This is a genomic window from Mesorhizobium sp. CCNWLY176 (genome assembly GCF_037153935.1).
Lineage (GTDB): Bacteria > Pseudomonadota > Alphaproteobacteria > Rhizobiales > Rhizobiaceae > Mesorhizobium_M > Mesorhizobium_M zhangyense.
Genome location: NZ_JBBBDZ010000004.1, coordinates 184611 through 206602 on the forward strand (window position 1 = coordinate 184611; position 21992 = coordinate 206602).

Annotated in this window: 21 protein-coding genes; 4 read left to right on the forward strand and 17 right to left on the reverse strand. The window is 62.0% G+C overall.

Annotation, left to right across the window (positions count from 1 at the left end; all coding sequences use genetic code 11):
• Position 1: 1 nt before the first annotated feature.
• Entirely contained in the window at positions 2 to 985 is a 984-nt protein-coding gene (gene denD, locus WBQ96_RS08560; RefSeq protein ID WP_336549175.1) for a D-erythronate dehydrogenase, read from the reverse strand.
• A gap of 57 nt (positions 986 to 1042) precedes the next feature.
• On the reverse strand, positions 1043 to 1798 hold the full coding sequence (locus WBQ96_RS08565) for a FadR/GntR family transcriptional regulator (protein ID WP_336549177.1): 756 nt from the start codon (positions 1796 to 1798) through the stop codon (positions 1043 to 1045).
• Positions 1799 to 1995: 197 nt separating this feature from the next.
• On the opposite strand from WBQ96_RS08565, the gene WBQ96_RS08570 reads away from it, so the two are divergent.
• Complete coding sequence (locus WBQ96_RS08570; RefSeq protein WP_336549179.1) at positions 1996 to 2847, forward strand: alpha/beta hydrolase; 852 nt, start codon at positions 1996 to 1998, stop codon at positions 2845 to 2847.
• A gap of 36 nt (positions 2848 to 2883) precedes the next feature.
• Complete coding sequence (locus WBQ96_RS08575) at positions 2884 to 4452, forward strand: ABC transporter substrate-binding protein (protein WP_336549181.1); 1569 nt, start codon at positions 2884 to 2886, stop codon at positions 4450 to 4452.
• 85 nt (positions 4453 to 4537) lie between these two features.
• On the opposite strand, the gene WBQ96_RS08580 is transcribed toward WBQ96_RS08575, so the two are convergent.
• Genes WBQ96_RS08580 through WBQ96_RS08595 form a run of 4 tightly spaced genes read right to left on the reverse strand, consistent with a single transcriptional unit; the run spans position 4538 to position 9145 of the window.
• Positions 4538 to 6190: an ABC transporter ATP-binding protein gene (locus WBQ96_RS08580; RefSeq protein WP_336549183.1), complete on the reverse strand. Its 1653-nt coding sequence runs from the start codon at positions 6188 to 6190 to the stop codon at positions 4538 to 4540.
• Between the two features lie 2 nt (positions 6191 to 6192).
• The gene (locus WBQ96_RS08585) at positions 6193 to 7005 is read right to left on the reverse strand and encodes an ABC transporter permease (protein ID WP_336549524.1); all 813 of its coding nucleotides are present in this window, start codon (positions 7003 to 7005) and stop codon (positions 6193 to 6195) included.
• A gap of 17 nt (positions 7006 to 7022) precedes the next feature.
• Positions 7023 to 7964, reverse strand: a complete 942-nt coding sequence (locus WBQ96_RS08590) for an ABC transporter permease (RefSeq protein WP_165119275.1) — start codon at positions 7962 to 7964, stop codon at positions 7023 to 7025.
• Positions 7946 to 9145: a C45 family peptidase gene (locus tag WBQ96_RS08595; RefSeq protein WP_336549186.1), complete on the reverse strand. Its 1200-nt coding sequence runs from the start codon at positions 9143 to 9145 to the stop codon at positions 7946 to 7948. Before WBQ96_RS08595 ends, WBQ96_RS08590 begins: the two co-directional genes overlap by 19 nt.
• A 136-nt stretch (positions 9146 to 9281) precedes the next feature.
• On the opposite strand from WBQ96_RS08595, the gene WBQ96_RS08600 reads away from it, so the two are divergent.
• Positions 9282 to 10214: a GntR family transcriptional regulator gene (locus WBQ96_RS08600; protein WP_336549189.1), complete on the forward strand. Its 933-nt coding sequence runs from the start codon at positions 9282 to 9284 to the stop codon at positions 10212 to 10214.
• 4 nt (positions 10215 to 10218) lie between these two features.
• Here the strand turns inward: WBQ96_RS08600 and WBQ96_RS08605 are convergent, their stop codons facing one another.
• From WBQ96_RS08605 to WBQ96_RS08615, 3 genes are all read right to left on the reverse strand, one after another.
• Positions 10219 to 10875 (reverse strand): methionine ABC transporter permease, encoded by a 657-nt coding sequence (locus tag WBQ96_RS08605; protein WP_336549191.1) that lies wholly within the window; start codon positions 10873 to 10875, stop codon positions 10219 to 10221.
• Positions 10856 to 11950 (reverse strand): methionine ABC transporter ATP-binding protein, encoded by a 1095-nt coding sequence (locus WBQ96_RS08610; RefSeq protein WP_165119271.1) that lies wholly within the window; start codon positions 11948 to 11950, stop codon positions 10856 to 10858. The genes WBQ96_RS08605 and WBQ96_RS08610 overlap by 20 nt, the downstream gene beginning before the upstream one ends.
• A gap of 113 nt (positions 11951 to 12063) precedes the next feature.
• A complete protein-coding gene (locus WBQ96_RS08615; RefSeq protein WP_165119270.1) occupies positions 12064 to 12918 on the reverse strand; it encodes a MetQ/NlpA family lipoprotein in 855 nt (284 codons plus the stop codon).
• A 1198-nt stretch (positions 12919 to 14116) separates the two neighbouring features.
• Here WBQ96_RS08615 and WBQ96_RS08620 point away from each other — a divergent pair.
• Complete coding sequence (locus WBQ96_RS08620) at positions 14117 to 15019, forward strand: LysR substrate-binding domain-containing protein (protein ID WP_336549195.1); 903 nt, start codon at positions 14117 to 14119, stop codon at positions 15017 to 15019.
• Between the two features lie 4 nt (positions 15020 to 15023).
• On the opposite strand, the gene WBQ96_RS08625 is transcribed toward WBQ96_RS08620, so the two are convergent.
• From WBQ96_RS08625 to WBQ96_RS08660, 8 genes are all read right to left on the reverse strand, one after another.
• The gene (locus WBQ96_RS08625; RefSeq protein WP_336549197.1) at positions 15024 to 15542 is read right to left on the reverse strand and encodes a gluconokinase; all 519 of its coding nucleotides are present in this window, start codon (positions 15540 to 15542) and stop codon (positions 15024 to 15026) included.
• A gap of 19 nt (positions 15543 to 15561) precedes the next feature.
• Positions 15562 to 16842 (reverse strand): TRAP transporter large permease, encoded by a 1281-nt coding sequence (locus tag WBQ96_RS08630; protein ID WP_336549199.1) that lies wholly within the window; start codon positions 16840 to 16842, stop codon positions 15562 to 15564.
• Positions 16839 to 17393 carry a TRAP transporter small permease gene (locus WBQ96_RS08635; protein ID WP_336549201.1) on the reverse strand — a complete coding sequence of 185 codons (555 nt, stop codon included), beginning with the start codon at positions 17391 to 17393 and terminating at the stop codon, positions 16839 to 16841. The genes WBQ96_RS08630 and WBQ96_RS08635 overlap by 4 nt, the downstream gene beginning before the upstream one ends.
• Before the next feature lie 55 nt (positions 17394 to 17448).
• The gene (locus WBQ96_RS08640) at positions 17449 to 18447 is read right to left on the reverse strand and encodes a DctP family TRAP transporter solute-binding subunit (RefSeq protein ID WP_336549203.1); all 999 of its coding nucleotides are present in this window, start codon (positions 18445 to 18447) and stop codon (positions 17449 to 17451) included.
• Between the two features lie 33 nt (positions 18448 to 18480).
• Complete coding sequence (locus tag WBQ96_RS08645) at positions 18481 to 19383, reverse strand: NAD(P)-dependent oxidoreductase (protein ID WP_336549526.1); 903 nt, start codon at positions 19381 to 19383, stop codon at positions 18481 to 18483.
• Positions 19383 to 19691 carry a putative quinol monooxygenase gene (locus WBQ96_RS08650; protein ID WP_312857892.1) on the reverse strand — a complete coding sequence of 103 codons (309 nt, stop codon included), beginning with the start codon at positions 19689 to 19691 and terminating at the stop codon, positions 19383 to 19385. Before WBQ96_RS08650 ends, WBQ96_RS08645 begins: the two co-directional genes overlap by 1 nt.
• 26 nt (positions 19692 to 19717) lie before the next feature.
• Entirely contained in the window at positions 19718 to 21076 is a 1359-nt protein-coding gene (locus WBQ96_RS08655) for an NAD(P)H-dependent oxidoreductase (RefSeq protein WP_336549205.1), read from the reverse strand.
• Positions 21077 to 21393: 317 nt separating this feature from the next.
• The gene (locus tag WBQ96_RS08660) at positions 21394 to 21918 is read right to left on the reverse strand and encodes a GNAT family N-acetyltransferase (RefSeq protein ID WP_336549206.1); all 525 of its coding nucleotides are present in this window, start codon (positions 21916 to 21918) and stop codon (positions 21394 to 21396) included.
• Positions 21919 to 21992: the final 74 nt, after the last annotated feature.

Genomic DNA, 21992 nt, shown 5'->3' on the forward strand with positions numbered 1-21992 from the left:
ATCAGACCTTGCCTCCCAATTCGTCCTCGATATGCGCCTTGATGATATCGTCGAACCGGGTTTCAGCCTTGAAACCAAGGCTCGCTGCACGTTGCGCGTCGAAATCACAGGGCCATCCGGCAACGATCCTGCGGATGGTTTCGTCCGGCTCACGCCTGATGAGGCGCGCTGCCTTGTCGCCCGCCACCCGGGTCAAAGCCGCTATCTCCTCGCCGACGGTCGCGGAAAGGCCGGGCATCGTCAGGTTGCGGCGGGCTCCGACCTTTTCCAGATCGAGCCTGGCGGCATGGATGAAGAAACCGGCAGCCGAGCGCGGGCTTGCGAACCAGTGGCGCACGCTCTCTTCCACCGGAAGCACCGCTTCCTTTCCGGCCAGCGGCTCGCGCAAAATATTAGAGAAGAAACCGGAGGCGGCTTTGTTGGGCGTTCCCGGACGGATGCAGATCGTCGGCAGGCGAATGCCGATGCCATCGAAGATTCCGCGACGGCTGTAGTCCGACAACAGCAGTTCGGTGATCGCCTTCTGGGTGCCGTAGCTGGTCAACGGCGTGGTGAAAAACTCGTCGCCGATCTTGTCCGGAAACGGCGCACCGAAAACCGCAACCGATGAAGCGAAGACGACGCGCGGCCGATACGGTGACTTCATACCTTCGGCGCGGATCGCATCGAAAAGGGCACGCGTGCCGTCGAGATTGACACGGTAGCCCTTGTCGAAGTCGGCCTCCGCCTCGCCGGACACGATAGCGGCCAGGTGAAAGATCATGTCGGGGCGTGATGCAATCAGTTTGGCAGCCGTACCGTCATCGGAAAGATCGACCGCGAACGACTGCGAAAAATCGGCCAGAAGTGGCGGTGCGACCGGCTCGACGACATCGACCAGCGACAGGCGCGTCACCTCGCCGCCAAGAACGCCGTCTTCCCCGGCAATTCGATCCAGAAGTTTGCGGCCGACCATTCCCGCCGCGCCGATGACGAGCACATCCATATGCCTAGTTTCCTCCCGGGGATGCAGCTTCGATGGCGCATCCTGATTCTTGAATTCTCAACGCCCTTCGCCTCGGGCGACGTGGCCTTCCAGCATCTCCTTGGTCGTGTCGTGAATGCGCTGCAGATGTCCCTTGAAGGCCAAGACGACCGCTTCGCGGTCATGCGCCCTCAGGGCCTCGACGATCGCAACGTGATCGGTATAGCTCTCATCGATCGCGCCCGCCCTGGCCATGGCATAGCGGCGGTGCTCCATCATGTAGGTGTAGAGGTCGGTGACGAAATCGGCCAGAAGCGGGTTTCCGCAAGCACGATAGACCGTGACATGAAACTCCCGGTCGCAGATCAGGAAGCGGACGGGATCGGTATTGGCCACCCGCTGCGCGGCGAGCGAACTGTCCAGCCGTGCCAGATCTGCTTCCCCGATCCGATCGGCGGCATCGCCGACCACCTTCAATTCGATGAGCAGGCGGGCTGCGTGGACGGAGTTCAAATCGTATCTGTCGATCGCGCTTGGTGCTGCGATCGTCACCGGGACATGAGTAAGATCGATATTGGCGACCCGCGTGCGGCTGCCTTGCGAGACTTCGACGATGCCGCGCGCCGAGAGCGCCTGTATGGCACCGCGAACGGTTTCGCGGCTGACGTCCAGCGCCGTCGCCAGTTCGCGCTCTCCGGGCAATTCGTCGCCGGCGGCAAGAACGCCTGTGGCGATCAGAGACATCAGTTTATCGGCAATCACATCACGCGCCGTACGACGCGTCAGGCTGGGCCTGAGGTCGGGTACCTGCGCCAGAATGTCGTTGCCGATCATATCCACAAGCACTCACTGATATACTGGTTGGTCCAGTAGACAAGTTAGACTAGTCGCATCGGAACGATGCTGTCAACGAGCAGAACGGCAGCAAAAACGAAGTTGTCAGCAGCAAGTGGGCCGCGTCCGTTCAAAACGCTTTTCATGTACATAAAATTATGAAATAGTTTTCTCATGTCGAAGGGAGAACGGGCTAAATGCGCAAGACTGGCGGGCACGGAAAGAAACTGTCCTACTACGATTTCGGGCACACCACCGTTTATGCCTCGCGCATGGACCAGCGTTTTCCCTACTGCGCTTATGTACCTCAAGATTATGAGGAAGATGGCGACAAGACCTATCCGCTCGCAGTGATCGTCCACGGCACGGAGCGGGGCATGCAGGCCTATCGCGATGGTTTCGCCGATTTCGCCGAGGAGAACGGCGTCATCGTCCTGTGCCCGCTGTTCCCGACCGGCATCTGCTTTCCCGGCGATCTTTCATCATACAAAATGCTGCGCGCAGGCGATCTGCATTATGACGCCATCATGCTCGATATGATCGAGGAGATGCGCGAGCGCTACCGCATCATGGGCGACCGCGTCATGATGTACGGCTTCTCCGGCGGCGGGCATTTCACGCATCGCTTTTTCTACCTGCACCCCGAACGATTGATGGCTGCCTCGATCGGCGCGCCCGGAGTGGTGACACTGCTCGATTTCGACCATGACTTCTGGGTCGGCGTGCGCGATTTCGAGGCTGTGTTCGGCAAGAAGATCAATCTCGAAGCCATGCGCAACGTCGCTGTGCAAATGGTCATCGGCGGCGACGACCACGAGACCTGGGAAATCACCATCACCCCCGAAGACGCGTGGTGGATGCCGGGCGCCGATCTCGCCGGCGCAGATCGCAACGACCGCATGCGCTCCCTCAAGAAAAGCTTCGAACAGCACGGCATCGGCGTGCGCCTGGATGTCGTTCCGGGCGTTGCCCATGACGACCGGCTGCTGATCGCCAAGGTCAAGGACTTCTTTAAGCAATCGCTGAGCGCTGTCCGCGCGCCGGCCTGACAAAACAATCAGCGGACGGAACACCTGGAGATAAACATGAGCTGGAAGAAATCGATCTTTTCGGCCGCGCTGGGCGTTGGCCTGACGCTGGCCGGCGCGGCCTATGCGGAGGAGCCCCAGACCGGCGGCACGCTTAACATCCGTATCAACTCGGATATTCGCGGCACCGAGGGCCTCAATCGTGATGCGAATACAGACACCGTCATGCATCACATTTTCGAGACCCTCGTCGCTTATCGCGAAGACCTGACCATCGGGCCTTTGCTGGCGGAAAGCTGGGAGATTTCGCAGGACGGCAAGACCTACACTTTCAAGATCCGTGAAGGCGCCACCTATCACAATGGCGACCCGGTGAAGGCAGCGGATGTGAAGTGGAACTGGGACCGCCGCGTGGCGGCCGGTGAGGAATGGCTGTGCAATCCTATCTTCGATGGTTCACGCGGCCTTAAAATCGAGGGGGTCGAAGCGACGGACGATCGCACCGTCGTCTTTAGGATCAACGAACCCAACGCCCTGTTCCTTGCCCAGCTTGCCAACATCCAGTGCAGCACCTGGGTGGCGAGCCCCAAGAATGTTGGTGCCGACGGCAAATGGAACCCCGAGCTTGCGATCGGCACCGGCCCCTTCAAGCTGAAGGAATGGCAGAAGGGCCAGTATGTAACGCTTGAGCGCAACGCCGATTATAAGCCGGTGAAGGAAAAGATGAGCGGCTTTGCCGGCGATCGCACCGCTTATGTCGACGACGTGAAGTTCCTCGTCATTCCGGATACGTCAGCTTCCGAAACCGCCCTCTTCGCCGGGCAGATCGACATTCTGCCCAATCTCGAGGCGAGCCGCATCGAGGAGACAAAGGGGCGCGGCGTCACCGTGTTGTCCACGCCGGGCCTCGCCTTCACGCCGCTGTTGATCCAGACAAATGACCCTCTGCTGTCGAATGTGAAAATGCGGCAGGCAATTGCCCATGCGATCGATTTCGCGCAGATCGCCAACGCACGCACCAATGGAATGTCTGCCTTCAATCCATCCGGCGTGGCGCAGGCCAGCGCCTTCTTTGACGACGATTTCCTGAACTGGCCGAAATACGATCTGGAAGCCACCAAGGCGCTGCTGGCAGAGGCCGGCTACAAGGGTGAGACCATCAAGATCCAGACCAACACGCGCTATCAGGGCATGTATGAGAACGGCGTGCTGGCGCAGGCGATGCTTGCCGCAGCCGGCATCAATGCCGAGCTCGAAGTGCTCGACTGGGCAGCGCAGCTCGACAATTATCTCGCCGGCAAGTTCCAGATCCAGGCCTTCGGCTATTCGGCGCGTCTTGATCCATCGCTTATGTACGGCGTTCTCCTCGGTGACAAGGCGACCGACCCGACCTCGCAATGGGACAACAAGGAAGCCTTCGACCTCTATCTGAAGTCGACCAAGACGACGAACTTCGAAGAACGCAAGGCGCTGTTCAAGCAGATCCACACACTGATGGCCCAGGAGGTTCCGATCCTCGGCCTTTACTACGAGCCGGTTACCGATGCGGTGAATGCGAATGTCAAAGGCTACAATGTCTGGCCCGCCGACAAGACGCGCGCCTGGGGCGTGTGGAAAACCAAGTAGCTTCTGCAAATATGCCAAATGAAAAGGGCGGGGAATTCCCCGCCCTTCTTTTTGTCAAAGCTGCCAGAACCAGCAGCCCGACCTGTCAGAAAGCCACCGCTTTTGCCTTGACGGCATCCATGGCCGCGAATTTCCGGTCGAGCAGCATCGCGGCATCGAGAAGCCGCTTGGTGTATTCATGCTTGGGCGCATCGAACACTTCGTCGCGCGCGCCGACTTCGACGATTCGCCCGTTCTCCATGACGGCGACGCGGTCGGCTACCTGTTCCACCGCGCCGAGATCGTGCGAGACGAAGAGACAGGCGAAGCCGTGGCGCTCCTGCAGGCTGCGGATCAGCTTCAGGATCTGTTTCTGCACGGTCATATCGAGCGCCGACACCGGTTCGTCCGCGACGACGAAAGCAGGCCGCCTCACGATCGCCCGTGCAATGGCGACGCGCTGGCGCTGGCCGCCGGAAAGCTGATGCGGCAGACGGCGGGCGAACTCCGGCCCAAGGCCGACTTCCGAGAAAACCTCCTTCACGCGCTCGGCCCGCTGGCGACGGTCCATCGTTGGGTCGAGCTTGAGCGGTTCAGCGACGATATCCTCGACGCGCTGGCGCGGATCGAGCGACGAGTACGGGTCCTGGAAGATGATCTGCATCTCGCGGCGTTGAGCGGCAGCACCCTGATCCAGCAGCGACTGGCCGCGAAAAGTAATCGCTCCGCTAGTAGGCTGAACCAGACCGACAATGGCGCGGCCAAGCGTGGTTTTGCCGGAACCCGAAGCGCCGACCAATGCCAGCGTCTCGCCCTTGCCGATCGTCAGGTCGACGCCGTGCACCGCACGTTTTCCGGCCGTTTTCTTGAAAAGCCCATCACGGCCGGGATAATCGATGACGATATCCCTGAGTTCGATCAATGGCTCGCCGGCGCGATCGGCGCGGGCACCGCCTGCGGAGCGGCGCGGCAGCGCATCGACAAGGCGCTTCGTATATTCGTGTTTCGGGCCATGCAGCACCTGTGTGCTTTCGCCCTGCTCAACGGCAAGGCCCTTGTGCATCACCACGACATTGCGCACGTAATGGGACACCATGCCGAGATCATGGCTGATGAGCAGGACGCTGGTCTGGTTCTCCGTCGTCAGTTCCACCATCAGGTCGAGCACGTCGCGTTGAACCAGCGTGTCGAGCGCCGTCGTCGGCTCATCGGCGATCAGAAGATCCGGCTTCAGCAGCATCACCGAAGCCAGCATGATGCGCTGGCGCATACCGCCGGAGAACTCGTGCGGGAAAGCCGCCAGGCATTTCGCCGGCTCATGGATGCGGATGCGCTCCAGCATCGCCAGGCAACGGTCGCGGATTTCAGCCTTCCCAAGCCGCTGGTGCAGAAGCAGACCTTCCGCCATTTGGTCGCCGACGGTCATCGAGGGGTTGAGGGAGACCATCGGCTCCTGAAACACCATGCCGATGCGCGCGCCGCGTATCTTGCGCATGGCCGCCGGTGGCAGGCGGGTAAGCTCGGTGTCGCGAAAGCGGATGCTGCTGTCCGGCGTCACGATCAGCGGCGGCGGGAGCAATCCAAGAACGGCGCGTGCGGCCATCGTCTTGCCGGAACCGGATTCACCGACGAGTGCCAGCATATCGCCCGGCGCGATCGAGAAACTCAGGCCGTCGACGACCTTGTTTCCAGCCGGGCCTATCTGCACGGAGAGATTGTCGACGGCGAGGATCGGCGAAGGCATATCTGGTTGCGGCATGATCAGCTCTGCATCTTCGGGTCAAGGCGGTCGCGGATTGCATCGCCCAGCATGTTTACGCCGAGCAGCGTGATCGAGATGCACAGGCCGGGCAGGATGATGAGATGCGGCGACTGGCTGATATAGGGCCGCGCCGTTGCCAGCATGTTGCCCCAGCTCGGCGCCGGCGGCGGCACGCCGAGGCCGAGAAAGCTCAGGGCGCTTTCCGAAAGAATGATCCAGCCAAACATGGTGGTTGCCAGAACGGTGATGGGCGCGACGCAATTGGGCAGGACATGCCGCGCCATGGTGATGATCTCGCTGTTGCCCATGACGCGCGACGCCTCGACAAATTCGCGCTCGCGAATGGACAGGACGGCGCCGCGAACGACACGCACCACCACCGGCAGATAGGCAAGGCCGAGCGCTATGATGATGCCGTTGCGGCTTGCACCGAACACAGCCATGAAGCCCAGCGCGAGCAACAGTCCGGGGAACGCCAGCAGCGCATCGTTGAACGTCATGAGTATGCGGTCGGTCCAACCGCGCAAAAATCCGGCGAGGACCCCGACGATCACGCCGAAGAAAATGGCGAAGGCGACGGTGGAAAATGCGATCCAGGCGCTGGTGCGCGCGCCATACATAAGACGGCTCAGAACATCGCGCCCGAACTCGTCGGCACCAAGCAGATGCGCCGACGACGGCCCCTTCAGGCGCGACATCAGGTCGAGCTTGAGGGGATCATAGGGCGCAAGCCATGGCCCGGCGATGGCGATGAACAGCAGCATCGCCACGACGATGCCGCCGACCAGGCCGTTGAAGCGCAGACGCGGCAGTTTCAACGCCCGCGCGATCATGTCGTAACCCTCGGATCAAGAAGCGGATAGACGAGATCGACGGCCAGATTGACCACGACATAGATGAAGGCGACGAACAGCATGCAACCCTGCACGACGGGATAGTCGCGGGCATAGATTCCATCGACCAGAAGCCGGCCGAGACCGGGGATGGTGAAGACGGTTTCGATGACGGCGATATTGGCAAGCAGGCTGCCCAGGATCAGGCCAATGAGGGTCCAGGTCGGCGCAAAAGCGTTCTTGAAGGCGTGCCGCCACATGACGGCCGGTTCCGACAGGCCCTTGGCGCGCGCATGGGTGATGTAGTCCAGCCGCGCAACTTCGATCGTGCTGGCTCGGGCCATGCGGGCGATAGAGCCTGATTCAACCATGACCAGTGTCGCGACGGGCATGATGGTGTAGAGCAGCGCGCCGGTGAAATCGCGCCCGAAGGGAACATAACCGACCACAGGCAGCCACCCCAGCCAGAGCCCGAAGACCATGAGCATCATGAGGCCGAGCCAGAAACTCGGGATCGACAAGAGCAGCGTCGATGTCGCGATGACCGCGATGTCACCGAAACGGTCCTGCCGCCAGGCGGCGAACATGCCAGCAGGCACTGCGATCAGTGATGCAAGGAAGACGGCCAGAAGAACGATCGTTGCCGACACTGAAAAACGTTCGAGAATGAGCGGCAGGACTGCCTGGTGGGTGGAGATCGATTGACCGAAGTCGCCCGAAACGACATTGCCGAGCCAGATCAGATATTGAACGATGACGGGCTGGTCGAGGCCCATCTGATGGCGCAACGCCTCGACCTGTCCCGGCTGCGCGAGATCGCCCAGCATCAGTGTCGCGGGGTCACCCGGAATAAGCCGTATCAGGGCAAATACGGTGATCGAAACGATCAGCAGGGTCGGGATCGCCGTGGCGAGCCGGCTCAGGATGAAGCGGACCATCGTTTCTCCCCGTGTTTGACAGCGGCGCCATTTGCAAGGCCGCCTGTGCTGGAAAGCCTGGCAAGCAACGCTTCGTCCATTCTCAGATCATAGCGGGTGAACGCCCGATTGATCGCTGGCAGCGGTGCAATTTCCATCATGCCTTTCGCCGGCTCGCAGACGATCATCGCGACGGTGGCGGAGAGGTTGCCGCCCTCCTTCTTCATGGGCGCGCGGCAGACGCAGAAAGGTGCTGCAAAATCGTCGAACAGCGCGTTCTTCAGATCATCGGCGACGATGTCGCCGCTGCGCGCAGACAGAAGTTTTTCGACGCGGTGGTCGCGATAAAGACTGTCCGGCACACTGGCGAGACCGGTCTCCCTGAGCTTCGAAAGCGCCACCTGGCTTTGCCAGTGATTGGCGTGCACGATCATCCCGTTTCTGGGATAGATCGGAAAGGCCTCGTCCGGCGCACATTCCAGATCGACCGCGTAGCCTTCGGCCGTGCTGACCATCATGTTGTTCGAGCCGGATTTGGGCGTGATGGCAACGACGCGGAGCGCCAGGGCGAAATGCTGCGCCTCCAGCGCACGCCGGCGAATGAACGGCAGGGGGATGCCGATGTCGCGATAGTCACGATCGGATTCGAGATAGTTGGCCGTTACCGTTATGCCGGCCGAATTGAAACCGCTGCGCGCCAGGCCGCCAGCTTCGGTGAAGGTCAGCACATCGGGCCCGTCGTCGCGCAGGATTCTCAGCACGACCGAGGTGTCGGCGCATTCGGCCTTCCAGTCCCAGTTCTGGCCATGAATGAGTGCGCCATCCCGGGTCGCTTCGGGCAGGATGACGGCGCCGGTGCAGCCATCCGGCTCGTCGTCGCCAACACCCTTCTCGCGGCGCGCCAGCTGAAGCACCTCGGTTCGCGCATTGACGAGCACGACGGAGGTGAGATCGACAGCCGCGCCGGCTGCAATTCCTTCCATCTCCTCAACGAGATCGGGCGCCCATGCCTTGATGTTCGGCAGGAATATCGTGACGAGCCGGGATACGTCTTCCGAGCTGAAACCAAGCCGACGCAGTTGCTCCTCGTAGAGGCTGGCGGAAAGTCTGACGCGCTCACGCGCCTGTTCGCCATACATGCGCCCGCGCTCGCTTGGCGTTCCCCGGACTTCAACGAGAGGGAAAGGGGCAATGTCAGTCATCAGGTTAAGCCTCAGCGGTCGCGTTCCAAATCAGCATAGTGCATTTTGATCAAATGAAAAGCACAATTTCGCGCAGTTTGAGGGGTTCGCGTTGCGTTGTGTTGCATCTATAATGCGCTTCGCACGGGGAGAACTCATGAACCAGACGATGATCGATGAGCACGAGCCTGCGGAAGGACCGAGCCCGCTTCAGATCGATCTGGCGCGGCGCATCCTCGAGCGCATCCGCGATTTCGAGCTGGGCGTCGGCACCCGAATATCAGCGCCGGAACTCGCCCGTGCCTTCGGCGTGTCGCGGTCTCCGATCAGCGCCGCGCTCGACATGCTGGTGGAAAAGGGCGTGCTGCAGCCGACGGAAAAGCGCGGCCTTCGCATCGCCTCGGACATCTCGGGCATAGACATCCACGATCTGCTGCCGAGTTCGCCGATCGAAGATTTGTATCGGCGGATGATGCGCGAACGCGCGTCAGGCGAACTGCCGCAGGACGTATCCGAGGCAGAGCTGATGCCGCGCTACGGTGTTTCGCGAGGGATCGTGCGCAAGCTCCTTATGCGTTTTGCCGCCGAGGGACTGGCGCAGCGGCTACCCGGGCATGGCTGGCGCTTCGTCGACTCGCTGGTTGGCGACCAAGCCTATCGCGAGAGCTACGAGTTTCGCATCGTCGTCGAATGCGCAGCATTGCGGGCGCCGGCGTTCAACGCCGATCCTGAACATCTGGGACAGGTCCGCCGCGCGCATGAGCGCATCCTCAGGGACCCCCAGGCCAGCACTGGCGGCGACGAGTGGTTTCGCGTGAATGCGTCGTTCCACGAAAGCCTGGCCGCCTGTTCGGGAAACCGGTTCCTGGTGGACGCTGTGCGGCAGCAGAACAATCTGCGGCGCATGCACGAGTCGGGCGTCTTCCTCGAGCTTCCGGTCGAACGCATCGAGCAGTCCTGCCGCGAGCATCTGGCCATTCTCGACGCGGTGGAGGCGGGCGACATGGAATGGGCGGAAGCGATGCTGCGCCAGCATTTGCGGCAGGCTTCCGAATTCCGCTGGCCACCGCGAACGCCTCAGGATTCCTGATACCTCACGCCTTGTGGTCGAGATAAGCGACCAGCCTGTCTCCAATCCATTGGATGGCGCAGACCATGACGATCAGCACGACCACGACCGCGATCATGATATTCGTCTCGAAGCGCTGATAGCCGTAGCGGATGGCGAGATCGCCCAATCCTCCGGCGCCGATCGCGCCGGCCATGGCGGATGCACCGACGAGCGTCACCAAGGTTACCGTGAAACCGGCGACAATGCCCGGCAGCGCTTCCGGCACCAGCACCTCGCGGATGATCGTCCAGCGGTTGCCACCCATGGCGCGCGCCGCCTCAATCAGCCCGCGATCGACCTCGCGCAGAGACACTTCGGCGATGCGCGCATAGTAAGGTGTGGCGGCAATGGAGAGCGGAACGATCGCCGCCCAGGTGCCGATCGAGGTGCCGACGATCAGCCTCGTGACCGGGATGAGCGCCACCAGCAGGATGATGAACGGCACCGACCGGAAGCCGTTGATGACCGCGCCGAGAATGCGGTTGACCCACAGGTTCTCGGCAATGCCGCCGCGGTCTGTGGCGATCAGCGCAAGGCCGAGCGGCAGGCCGACGACGAGCGAGATGATGCCGGATGCGGCGGTCATCAGCACCGTTTCCCACAGCGAGCGAAACAGAAGATCAATCATTACCGGTGACATAACCAAGCACCTCCACCCGGGCATTGCGGGTCTTCAGGAATTCGACAATTCTCGCGACATGATCAGCCTTGATCGCAGGCACGCCGAGAAACAGGCTCGCCACCGGCTGGCTCTGGACATGATCGACGCCGCCATGGATCAGCCGGAACGCGCCCGGGACCTCAGCAACCAGATCGGAAAGCAGCGGGCCTCGCGCCGCCTCTCCGGCGACATCGATCCGCAAGATCGCCTCCTTGCCGGCCGGCTTCAGCAGCACCGCGATCTCCGCCGGCAGTTGCGGGCGGATGCCGCCGAGCAGGCTCTGTGTGATTTGCGATTTCGGATCGGCAAAGACCGACCAGACAGGGCCTTCCTCGACGATCCGGCCGGTATCGATCACCGCGACGCGGTCGGCGATGCTGCGGACCACTTCCATCTCATGCGTGACCAACAGGACGGTCAGGCCGAGTTGCCGGTTGATGTCCTTGAGCAGCACCAGAATAGACCGCGTCGTCTCGGGATCCAACGCCGAGGTGGCCTCATCCGACAACAACAGCGCCGGTCTAGCCGCGAGCGCGCGGGCAATGCCAACGCGCTGCTTCTGGCCGCCGGAAAGCGACGCCGGATAGGCCTTGGCCTTTTCCGAAAGGCCGACCAGTTCGAGGAGCTCGGCGGCACGCTTGCGGCGCTCGGCCTTGGAGCGCCCTTCGATCTTCAGCGGCAGCGCCACATTGTCCTCGACTGTCTTGGCCGAAAGGAGATTGAAATGCTGGAAGATCATGCCGATGCGCCGGCGCAGCGGCTGGAGATCGCGCTCGCCAAGCTGGGCAATATCCCGGCCCTCGATGAATATCTGGCCGGAATCGGGGCGCTCCAGACCGTTGAGGCAGCGGATCAGCGTCGACTTGCCTGCGCCGCTGCGGCCGATGATGCCCAGAACCTCGCCCTTGCCGACCGAGAGCGAAATGCCATCGATGGCCGGCGTCGTGCCGAACCGGCGCTTGACATCGACCAGGCGAACGACCTGCTCGGCCTGCTGCGGATCGGCCTTGGCCGGCGGTTCGCCGGCCTCAGTGATGGCAAAGTGCTGGGTCATTTCGGGTTCCTTTCCCGACAGCCGGGAAGCCGGCTGTAAAACGCAGAATGAGACTGCCCGCAGCCTGAGCCGCGGGCAGTCTCATGATTGGAGCAAAGGCGCTTCGGCAAGCGTCAATAAGCGCTGATGCCGGTGCCCTTGTAGACGCGGTCGAACTCGGCTTTCACGGCCTCATTCTGATACGACGCGACCAGCGCCTTGACCCATTGTTCGTTTTCGCTGCCGGCCTTCACCGCGATGAAGTTGCGATACGGGTTGTCGGCCACCGGCTCCTGGGCAATGCGGTTTTCCGGCGAAAGCCCGCTCTTCAACGCCCAGTCGGTGTTCACCACGGCTGCGTCTAGATCCTCGATGGCGCGTCCGACGACGCCGGCATCGAGCTCCTTGATGTTCACCTTCTTCGGGTTCTCGGCGATGTCGGCGATCGTCGCCAGAATGCCGGTGCCGTCCTTGAGCTTGATGACGCCCTCATTCTGCAGCACGCGCAGCGCGCGGCCCTCGTTGGACGGATCGTTCGGCACGCCTATCACGGCACCCTCCGGCAGATCGGCGATCTTGGTGAACTTCTTGGAGTAAAGGCCGATCGGCCAGACGCCGGTGTAGCCGACCGAAACGATGTGGTAGCCTTGGGTCTTGATCTGGTTGTCGAGATAGGGCTGGTGCTGGAAGGCGTTTGCGTCGATCTCGCCGCGCTCCAACGCTTCGTTGGGCTGGGTGTAATCGTTGAAGACGACCGTCTCGATCGTCAGGCCGTTCTTGGCGGCCTGTTCGGTGACGACGCGCCAGACGTCCTCATCCTCACCACTGATGATGCCGACCTTGATCGATTTCTTGTCCTCGGCGAAGGACGGCGACGGCCCGGCGATGCTGACCAAAGCGACGCCGGCGGCGAGCAGTCCCGCGAGAGCCGCGCGGCGGGAAATAGCTTGCGAGAACAATCGGAGCCGGGTTTTTGCGAATGCGGTCATGGTGGATTCCTGTTGAAACCTGTTGCCGGAATTGGAGGGCCACGCTGGTTGCGAAGCCTTGCCCATATCGTCTGGAATGCCCGCCGTTTAAGCAAAGGACTGTTTTTTGCGCATTTCGCAAAGGCGAGAATATCGTCTTAAAAATGTTGCAGGTGCGAGCAGAACGAACCTGCGAACGAGGTGCAACGTCTCCCTCCCCCTTGAGGGGGTGAGAAAACGCCGGCGCGCTTCATCATCGCCACGCCTGCTTTCGCATCTGGCCATTGTCAAAGAACTGGGAACGCGGGGCGCAAAGGCCTTGCCTTCCTAGTTTGTAAATTCGTGGCGCAGCCATTGCGCCCCGCCAGCGCTCTTGTCCCGCTCAGTCGCCTCCACATTCGCGTGCCCAGCCGTAACTAAGACCCGGGCTTAGGGGTTCATCACCCAGCAACACTACCGCAGTGCCACCAGCCCGGACGCCGACACTTCCCCCTGATACCCGGTGCGCACCAGGGATCCCGTTGGAAGCGGATTTGCACGGGGAAGTATGCGCGAGGCTGGAAAGAGGGGGATAGATCGGGCGTGAAAAAATCTGTGTCGCGTGAGGGAAAACAACAGGTTAGAAGGAAATCAGGCGAAAATCTTTCCCACAGTTTTCGCTGGTTTCAGCTTCGGTAGTTCTGCACCGCAGAAGCCGTCATAGGTGTTCCGGCATGGATCCCCGGGTTCCTCCACCTCACTTCGTTCGGCTCCGGCCCCGAGGATGACGAACTTGTTATTTGCGCGTCTGCAAACCGCCAACGTTTGGGATTGGCGACAACCCCCAAATGCAATTCGTCATTCTCGACCTCGTGAGCGAGGAACGAGCGGAGAGTGTCGGGAATCCATGCCGGAACGGTGAGGAGCTTCGGCGGTGCATAACGCGCGTCAACATCAGGATCGGGCCAGACGATGTTGCGGCCGACGGATCCCGGATAACCTGCGCTTCGCTCCGGTTATCCGGGATGGCCAACTTCATCCATGGTTGTCACCGCTAATCGACAAGGTCGACGAACTGCATGTTCTGCCTTCGCCAATCGTCAATGGGGACGAGAGCTTGAGAACCTCACAACGGTTGCTACTGGTCCCGACCTCAACAGCGGCACGAAACCTTCCGCTGTCACCTTAGCGAAAATCCGCTATCGTCGAAAAAACGTTAGTCAGGCTAAATGGTTCAATCATGCAGATACCGATCAGAGCGATCTGGGTGTTCCACACCGCAGCACGCGCCGGCAGTATTTCCAAGGCGGCGGAGGAACTGAGCGTCACGCCGTCGGCGGTCAGCCAGCAGATACAGGCGCTGGAGGTGCAGCTTGGCGTGACACTGATGACCAGGATGGGTCGCGGCATCGTGCTGACGGAGGCGGGCGAGCGCTACTTTGCCACCATCACCGACGAGATCGAGGGCATCGCCGAGGCGACGAACACCATTCGCGGCTATCGCTCGATCACTGCGCTGACCGTGCGCGCCACGCCGACATTTTCGGCCAAATGGCTGCTGCCGCGCCTCGGCTCGTTCCTCGACAACCATCCTGATCTGGAGATGCGGCTCGACGGCACAAACGAGCCGACCGACTTCAACCGCGAACTGGTCGATGTCGAGATCCGCCATGGCGACGGCCGCTGGCCCGGCCTGTTCGTCGAAGGTGTGGCGGAGGAGGAGTTTCTGCCGGCCTGCGCGCCGCATTATGCGCCAGCGGGCAGCATCGAGGCGGCCGACCTGCCGGGTCACCGCCTGATCCATTCGGTGAAGTCGCAGGCGCAGTGGGGACGCTGGCTTTCACTCGCCGGCGTGGACCCAAGGGAGCGCTGGCGCCGCGTGCTGTTCGACCGCAGCCATATGGCGATCGACGCGGCTGTGGACGGCATGGGCATAGCGCTGGAAAGCACGCTGATGATGGAAAGCGAGTTGGCAAGCGGGCGGCTGGTCTGTCCTGTCAGGACACCGCCACAGGTGCGGCTGATCACGCAGTGGATCGTCTGTCCGCGCGACCATCTGCGGCAGAAGAAGGTGCGGCTTTTCCTCGATTGGCTGCGCAGCGAGGGCAGCGCCTGGCAGGCGCGGAACCTGCCAGCTGCGTGAGTACCTACCCGGCGCGCAAGACAGCCACGGCCTGCGCAACGATCTCGCCCGGCGTCAGCGCAATATCGAGGCGGATCGGCGCCTCATCGTCTGTGGGCGGCTCCAGCGTCGCAAGCTGGCTCGCCAGCAGCGTGGTGGTTGCGAAGTGGCTCTTGCGCGCGCCAAGTCTCTGCTCGATCAGGTCGGCAGGGCCGTCGAGAAACAGGAACCGGACGGGGCCGAGCCTGTCGCGCATGAAGTCGCGATAACGAAGCCGCAGCGCCGAGCAGGCGATGACCACCGGGCGGTCCGGCTCTGCAAGGGCGGCATCGCAGATGGCAGCGAGCCACGGCCAGCGCTGCTCGTCGGTGAGGCCGATGCCCTGCCGCATGCGCTCGACATTTTGGGCACTGTGCAGCCTGTCGGCCTCGATCCATTGGCAGGCAAGGGCTTCGGCAAGACGGCTGGCGATTTCCGTCTTGCCGGTGCCGGCTATGCCCATGACGACGAGGAAATCCGATCTGGCGGCAACTGCGTTCTTCATGCCGATGGTCATAGCCGGTCTAGTAAAGCCCGAGCAAGCGGATCGGCCCGAGCGTCAGCACGGGAAACAGCACCAGCGCCAGGATAGCTGCGACCAGCACCGACATCGGAGCAAGCGAACCCTTGATGACGTCCTCGATCGACATTTTTGCCACCTGCGCTACTGCGAAGAGGCAGACACCTACCGGCGGCGTGACAAGGCCGAGGGTCAACGTGATGACCATGACGATGAGGAAATGCATGGGATCCACCCCCATCGAGACGGCCGGCGGCATCAGCACCGGAATGAGGATGAACATCGCGGCAATCGCGTCCATGAACATGCCGACGACGATCAGGAACAGAAAGATCAGCACCAGCGTAGTGGTCGGTCCGTTGCTGATATGGCTGAGGAAGGTCGCGACCTGCGCCGGCAGGCCGTCATAGGTGAAGACCCATGCGCCGAGCTTGGCGGTGGCGGCGATGAACAGGATGGTGCCGGAGACACGCGCCGTTTCCATGAAGATGCCGGGCAATTCCCTTAGCGGTATCGTGCGGTAGAGCACCACGGCCAGGAACAGCGTGTAGAGCACGGCGATCGCGGCGGCCTCGGTCGGCGTGAAATAGCCGTCGACGATGCCGATGAGCAGGATGACCGGTGTCAGCATCGGCAGGATGGCGGCAAGGCCGGTGGTGATCACGAGACGCAGGTTGAACGGCGTCGGCGGGTTGTAGCCATGGCGCACGGCGTAGAAATGGTTGAACACCATGAACATGAAGGCGATGAACAGGCCGGGGATCAGCCCTGCCACCAGCAACGTGCCGATCGAGACATTGGCGATAGAACCGGCGATGACGACGAGGATCGATGGCGGGATGATGGACGACAGCGTCGAGGTGCACAGCGTCATGCCGACGGCATAGCCCTTGGGAAAGCCGTGGCGCTCCATGGCCTTGATCTCGATGGCGCCGATGGAGGCGATGTCGGCGACCGACGAGCCCGAGACGCCGCCGAAGATGACGGAGGAGACGACGTTGACGTGGCCAAGGCCGCCCGGCATCCACCCGACCATGGCGCCGGCGAAGTCGAACAGCTTTTCGGCAACGCGGCCGCGTTCCATGAGTACGCCGACGAGGATGAACAGCGGCACGGCGACAAGGAGGAAGGAGTTCATCGCCGAGAACATGCTCTGCGACAGGAGGTCGATCGGCGTCGAGGTGAACATCAGCATGGCGGCGACGCTGGCGAGGCCAAGCGCCACGGCGAGCGGAACGCCAAGCGCGGAAAGAAGCAGGAAGATGACGAGGAGTGCGATGCTCATGACGGCTTTCCTGCATTGGTGACGACGTCGGCGTCTTCGGTTCGGATTGCCGGGAACGCATCTTCAGGCAAGGCGATCAGGTCACGCCGGGTGCGCAGCGATTCGATGATGGCAAGGATGGCGAGCACCGCCGAGACGGGCATGATGATGCCGATGACCCACATGGGAATGGCGAGGGTTGCCGCAGTCTCGTTCATCATCAGCTGCTGCTTGACCAGCGTGATGCCGGTCCAGCCCATGAGGATGAAAAACAGGACGGAGGAAACGACATAGATCGGCACCGCCAATCGCCGGAACAGGCCGGGCACCGCACCGATGAACACTGTAACGCGCGCGGTCTCGACGGTACGGAAACCGGCGGAGAGGCCGAGAAAGATCATCCAGACGAAGAGATAGCGCGTGGCCTCCTCGGTCCAGGAGACCGGCACGCCGAGGAGGCGGCTCGACACCTGCAGAAGCACGACGACGAGAACGCCGAAGACGGCAATGCCGGCGGCCACGTCGGTCAACAGCGTGACGATCTTGCCGAAAGTGGATGTGTTGCGGGCCATGACGCCTCCTCCCTTTCCGGACCCGCCTGATGGCAGGTCCGATCAACCGGGTTTACTACTGCTTGCCGACGGCCGCGACCGTCTTGTCGAAGAAGGCCTGGTCCTTGACGAGGCCGGCGAAGACCGGGAACAATTCTTTGGACACGGCGACGAAGGCCTGCTGCTGCTCGGGCGTCAGGCGGTTGGTCTGCATGCCGTGCTTTTCGAGTTCGGCGATCGAGGACTCAGCCGTTGCCGCATCGTTCTCGACCTTCCAGGCTTCGGCTTCCTTGGCGGCCTCGGTGAGGGCGGCCTTTTCTGCGTCGCTCAGCGCATCATACTTGGCCGGGTTGATGCCGAGCACCCAGCCATCAGCCATGTGGTTGGTGATCGAGACGTATTTCTGCACCTCGTAGAACTTGGCGCTGACCGGCACGTTGATCGGGTTTTCCTGACCGTCGACTACCTTCAACTGCAAGGCGTTGTAGACTTCGGCGAAAGCCATCGGCGTCGGTGCGGCGCCAAGCTTCTTGAAGAACTCGACCCAGAGCGGATTGTTGGGCACGCGGAACTTCATGCCGGCGAGATCGGCCGGCTTCTCGATCGCATGGCGCGAATTGGTCATCTGGCGGAAGGGGCGCGTCCACAAATTGATGCCCTTGATGCCGATGTTGTTGAGATCGGAAATCAGCTCCTGGCCCTGCTCGCCGGCCAGATAGGTGCGAAGCTGTGCTTCGTCATCGAACAGGTAGGGGATCGAGATGGCCGAGAATTTCGGGTTGAAATTGGCGTAGAGCGACGTCGCCAGAACCAGCATGTCGAGCGAACCGCCGGCCAGCTGCTTCACCGCAGCCGATGGATCGCCGCCATAGAGCGTTCCGTTTGGGAATACTTTCACCGTGACCTCGCCATTGGTTTTGGCGGCGACCAGTTCGGCAAATTTGTTTGCCGCAACCGTGATCTCCGAACCGTCGGGATCGGGCGTAGACAGCGTCAGCGTCGCGCCGGCGTGAGCTGCGGTTGCGACGAACATTGCGGCTGCCGTCAGCAGGCCGCGGATCGAAAGATGCTTCATTTTATTCTCCTCCACTGTAGTCCTCAGATATCTCTATTGGCTCGGGTTAGTGCCTCCGCCGGAATTTATGCGTTCCAGTTCCAGGATGACGGCGCTGTGGTCGAGGTCGCCATCGCCATTGTCCACCATCGCCTGGAAGAGGCGGTCGACATTCTCCGCCACAGGCAATGTCAACCCATGCGCGCGGGCAAGGGAGAGTGCGGTCGACGTGTCCTTGACCTGATATTTGGCAGGGCCGCCCGGCTGGAAATCGCCCTTGACCATGCGCAGCGCGTGCTGCTTCAGCACGGTGGAATCGGCAAATCCGCCGAGCAGTGCCTCGCGCACACGGGCCGGGTCGGCGCCGCCACGTTTGGCCAGGGTGAGTGCTTCGGCGACAGCGCAGATGTTCGACGCGACGATCAACTGGTTGGCGAGCTTGGTGAGTTCGCCGGTTCCAACCGGGCCGACATGGGTGACACGCCCAAGCGGTGCAAAAACGGGGCGCATTGCTTCCACTGTTTCCGCATCGCCGCCGGCCATGATGGCGAGCGTGCCTTCGCGCGCGCCCTTCTCACCGCCGGAAACCGGTGCGTCGATGTAGCGGACGTTGCGCTCCGCGGCAGCAACTGCCTGAGCCTGTGCGGTTTCGACGGGAATGGAGCTCATGACGATAAGCGTCGCGCCCGGCTTCATCGCCGCGATGACACCGCCCTGCCCCAGCAGAACCTCATCGCAGACCGGGCCGGAACTCAGCATGCAGATGACGGCATCGGCATCCCGCGCTGTGTCGGTGGCCGAGGCACCGATCAAAACGCCCTGCCCCTTCAGGGCCTCGGCCTTTTGCGCCGTGCGGTTCCAGGCCGTGACAGTGAAACCGGCCTCGGCCAACCGGCGCGCCATGTGCCCACCCATGATGCCGGTGCCGACGAAGCCGATCCTGCGTCCGGTTTGCATCATGGATGCTGCCGTTCGGAAAAGCGCGGCGGAAGCTCCACCACGATCAGTGGTGGAAAGGCGTCACGGAACCGGCCCAGATGCGGCGTTTCCAGATGGGCATCGAAATCGGCGCGGCTGTCATAGACCTCGTAGAAGACGACCGTATCGTCGGAGCCCTCCGGCCGGATGACGTCGAACTGACGGCATCCGGGCTCATCGGCCACCGAATGGCGCGCATCGTCGAGGGCCGCCTCGAGAAAGGCATCCATCTTTCCAGGCTTCACCCGGAATTCCGCGATGACGACGAATGCCTTTGCCGTATTCACTTTCGATCCTCCCCGATCTTGCCGCCTCAGGCCGCGACGCTCTTGCCGGGACGGAAGCTGTCTTCCATGTCCCGGCGAAGCTTGACGACGTCGAGATCGTTGACCAGTTCGACATCGTCGAAGCTGACGATCTGATCCTTCTTGATCGGCCGCTTGAGCTTCACATTGTGGGCCAGGCCGATCGGCAGGGCGCGCAGATCGAGGCTGCGGGTCGCCGGTATGGCATTGGCCCATACGGCAAAACCGCCCTCGCCGTCGAGCATTTCGCCCGGCTGCATGTCCTTCTTGGCGGTGGCGACGGCATCGCCGCGGAATTCCTTGGACGTACCGGTGGCTTCGCCGCGCAGAACCGCCGAAAGCACGCTGACGGAGGTTTCCAGGCCGATGATGTGGAACGGACGCCACATCGAGGCATACCAGCCGGACGGGTCGGTCAGCAGGCCATACTGCTTGAAGCAGGCGCGGGCATATTCATTGTGCGCCTTGAAGGTGACGAAGACGCCGTAGCGTATGTTGTTGAACACCTCGCGGCCGTCCGGCTCCTGGCTGGCGGCGATGTCGACCAGACCCGAGCGGGCCATGCGCCCGCCATCGGCAGCCGGGCGGAACACTTTTGCCAGATCGTGCAGGCCCGAAGGCGGGAAGGCGAGGCCGTCATCCGGGCAGTCGAGACCGGTGCCGTTGGCGACCGCCGCCATCTCGATGGCCGCCTTGGTGCCGTCGGTGAAGGAGTTGTACATTTTCGGATTGAAGTCGCCCTTGGCGACCTCCTCCTCGGTCCAGCCGAAGAAGCCCCACACGGTGTCCGGCGTCGAATAGCGATAGCGCGGCTCGAAATTCATGCCCTTGCCTGCGGCGGTCACCTCGAAGCCGGAAGCACGCGCCCAGTCGACCAGTTCGCAGATCAGCGCCGGCTGGTCGCCATAGGCCATCGAATAGACCAGACCTTTGGCGCGGGCCTTCTCGGCCAGGATCGGCCCGACCATGACGTCGGCTTCGACATTGACCATGACGACATGCTTGTTGTGTTCGATGGCACTGAGGGCATGGCGGGCGCCGGCAATCGGATGGCCGGTGGCCTCGATGACGCATTCGATCTCGCCGCAGGCAAATAGCGCATTGACGTCGTCGGTGACGAAGGTGGTGCCGTTCTTCACCGCGTCCGCGGCGCTGGTGGCGGAGTAGCGCTCCTTCGGCCAGCCGACGCGATCAAACGATTCCCGCGCCTTGCCGACATTAAGGTCGGCCACGGCGACCATGTGAAAGCCTTCGATGCGCTGCGCCTGGGCGAGCACCATCGAGCCGAATTTGCCGGCGCCGATCAGGCCGACGCGGACGGGCCGGCCTTTGGCGGCGCGGGCTTGGAGCAAGGTCGAAAGATTCATGGTCTGGTCCTTGGGAGGATTGAGTTGATGGTCGGTTGCGGGCGCGTTTCAACGCTCCGGCAAACGGGCACCGCGCCGCTTGCCGTTCAGGTCACGACTTTCATGCCGGGCCCGGCGTCTAAAGACGCTGCCCGCTATCTGGACTGATGCTTGCCGGCTCTGTTTCCTCCGCACATGCGATTGCCGGATCGCCTGCGCAGGCAGCTTTTCAAGCGCTGCTTATGGATGGACCCTAAGAGGATCACCAAATTAGCACAATTTAGAAACTCAGGACGAACTGTTAGCTTAGCTAAACAGTTATGGTCGAATTGCGGCTTTCAGAACCGCAGCCGGGCCATCGCCAGGAGGTCGTGATACTCTCCATCGGTGAAGCCGGCCTTCACATGCCGGCCCTCGACCTCGAAGCCGTGGCGCGTGTAGAGCCGGATGGCCGGTTCGTTGTCGGCATAGACGGTCAGTTCCACCCGCTTCAGAGCGCGCCAGTTGTCGGCAACATCGAGCAGCGCCCCCAGTATCGCCGAGCCGATGCCCTTGCCGACAAAGGCATCGTCGAGACCGATATTGATCTCGCCGATATGCGAACGGCGCGGCGAGCTTTGCGCGATGAGACGGCCATCGCCGACGACCTTGCCATCCACCTCGGCGACGATCCACGTCGTCTCCTGACCGGACTTGGCGATGCGCCGCTCGACCTGCTCGACCATCTCGAACGGCATCCTGAGCGTGCCCCAGCGAAAGCCGGGCATGTTGAAGATGGCGCAAAGCGCTTCGGCATCGCTTGGCCGGACGGCACGAAGCTGCGGCTGCACTTTTTCGGAAGATGGAGATGTCGCGGTGGTCATGGCGTCCCGGTGGCTGGCAAAAATCCGGTTTTCACAATGCGCAGGACATTGCCGCAAAATCCAGCCGCCTTGAC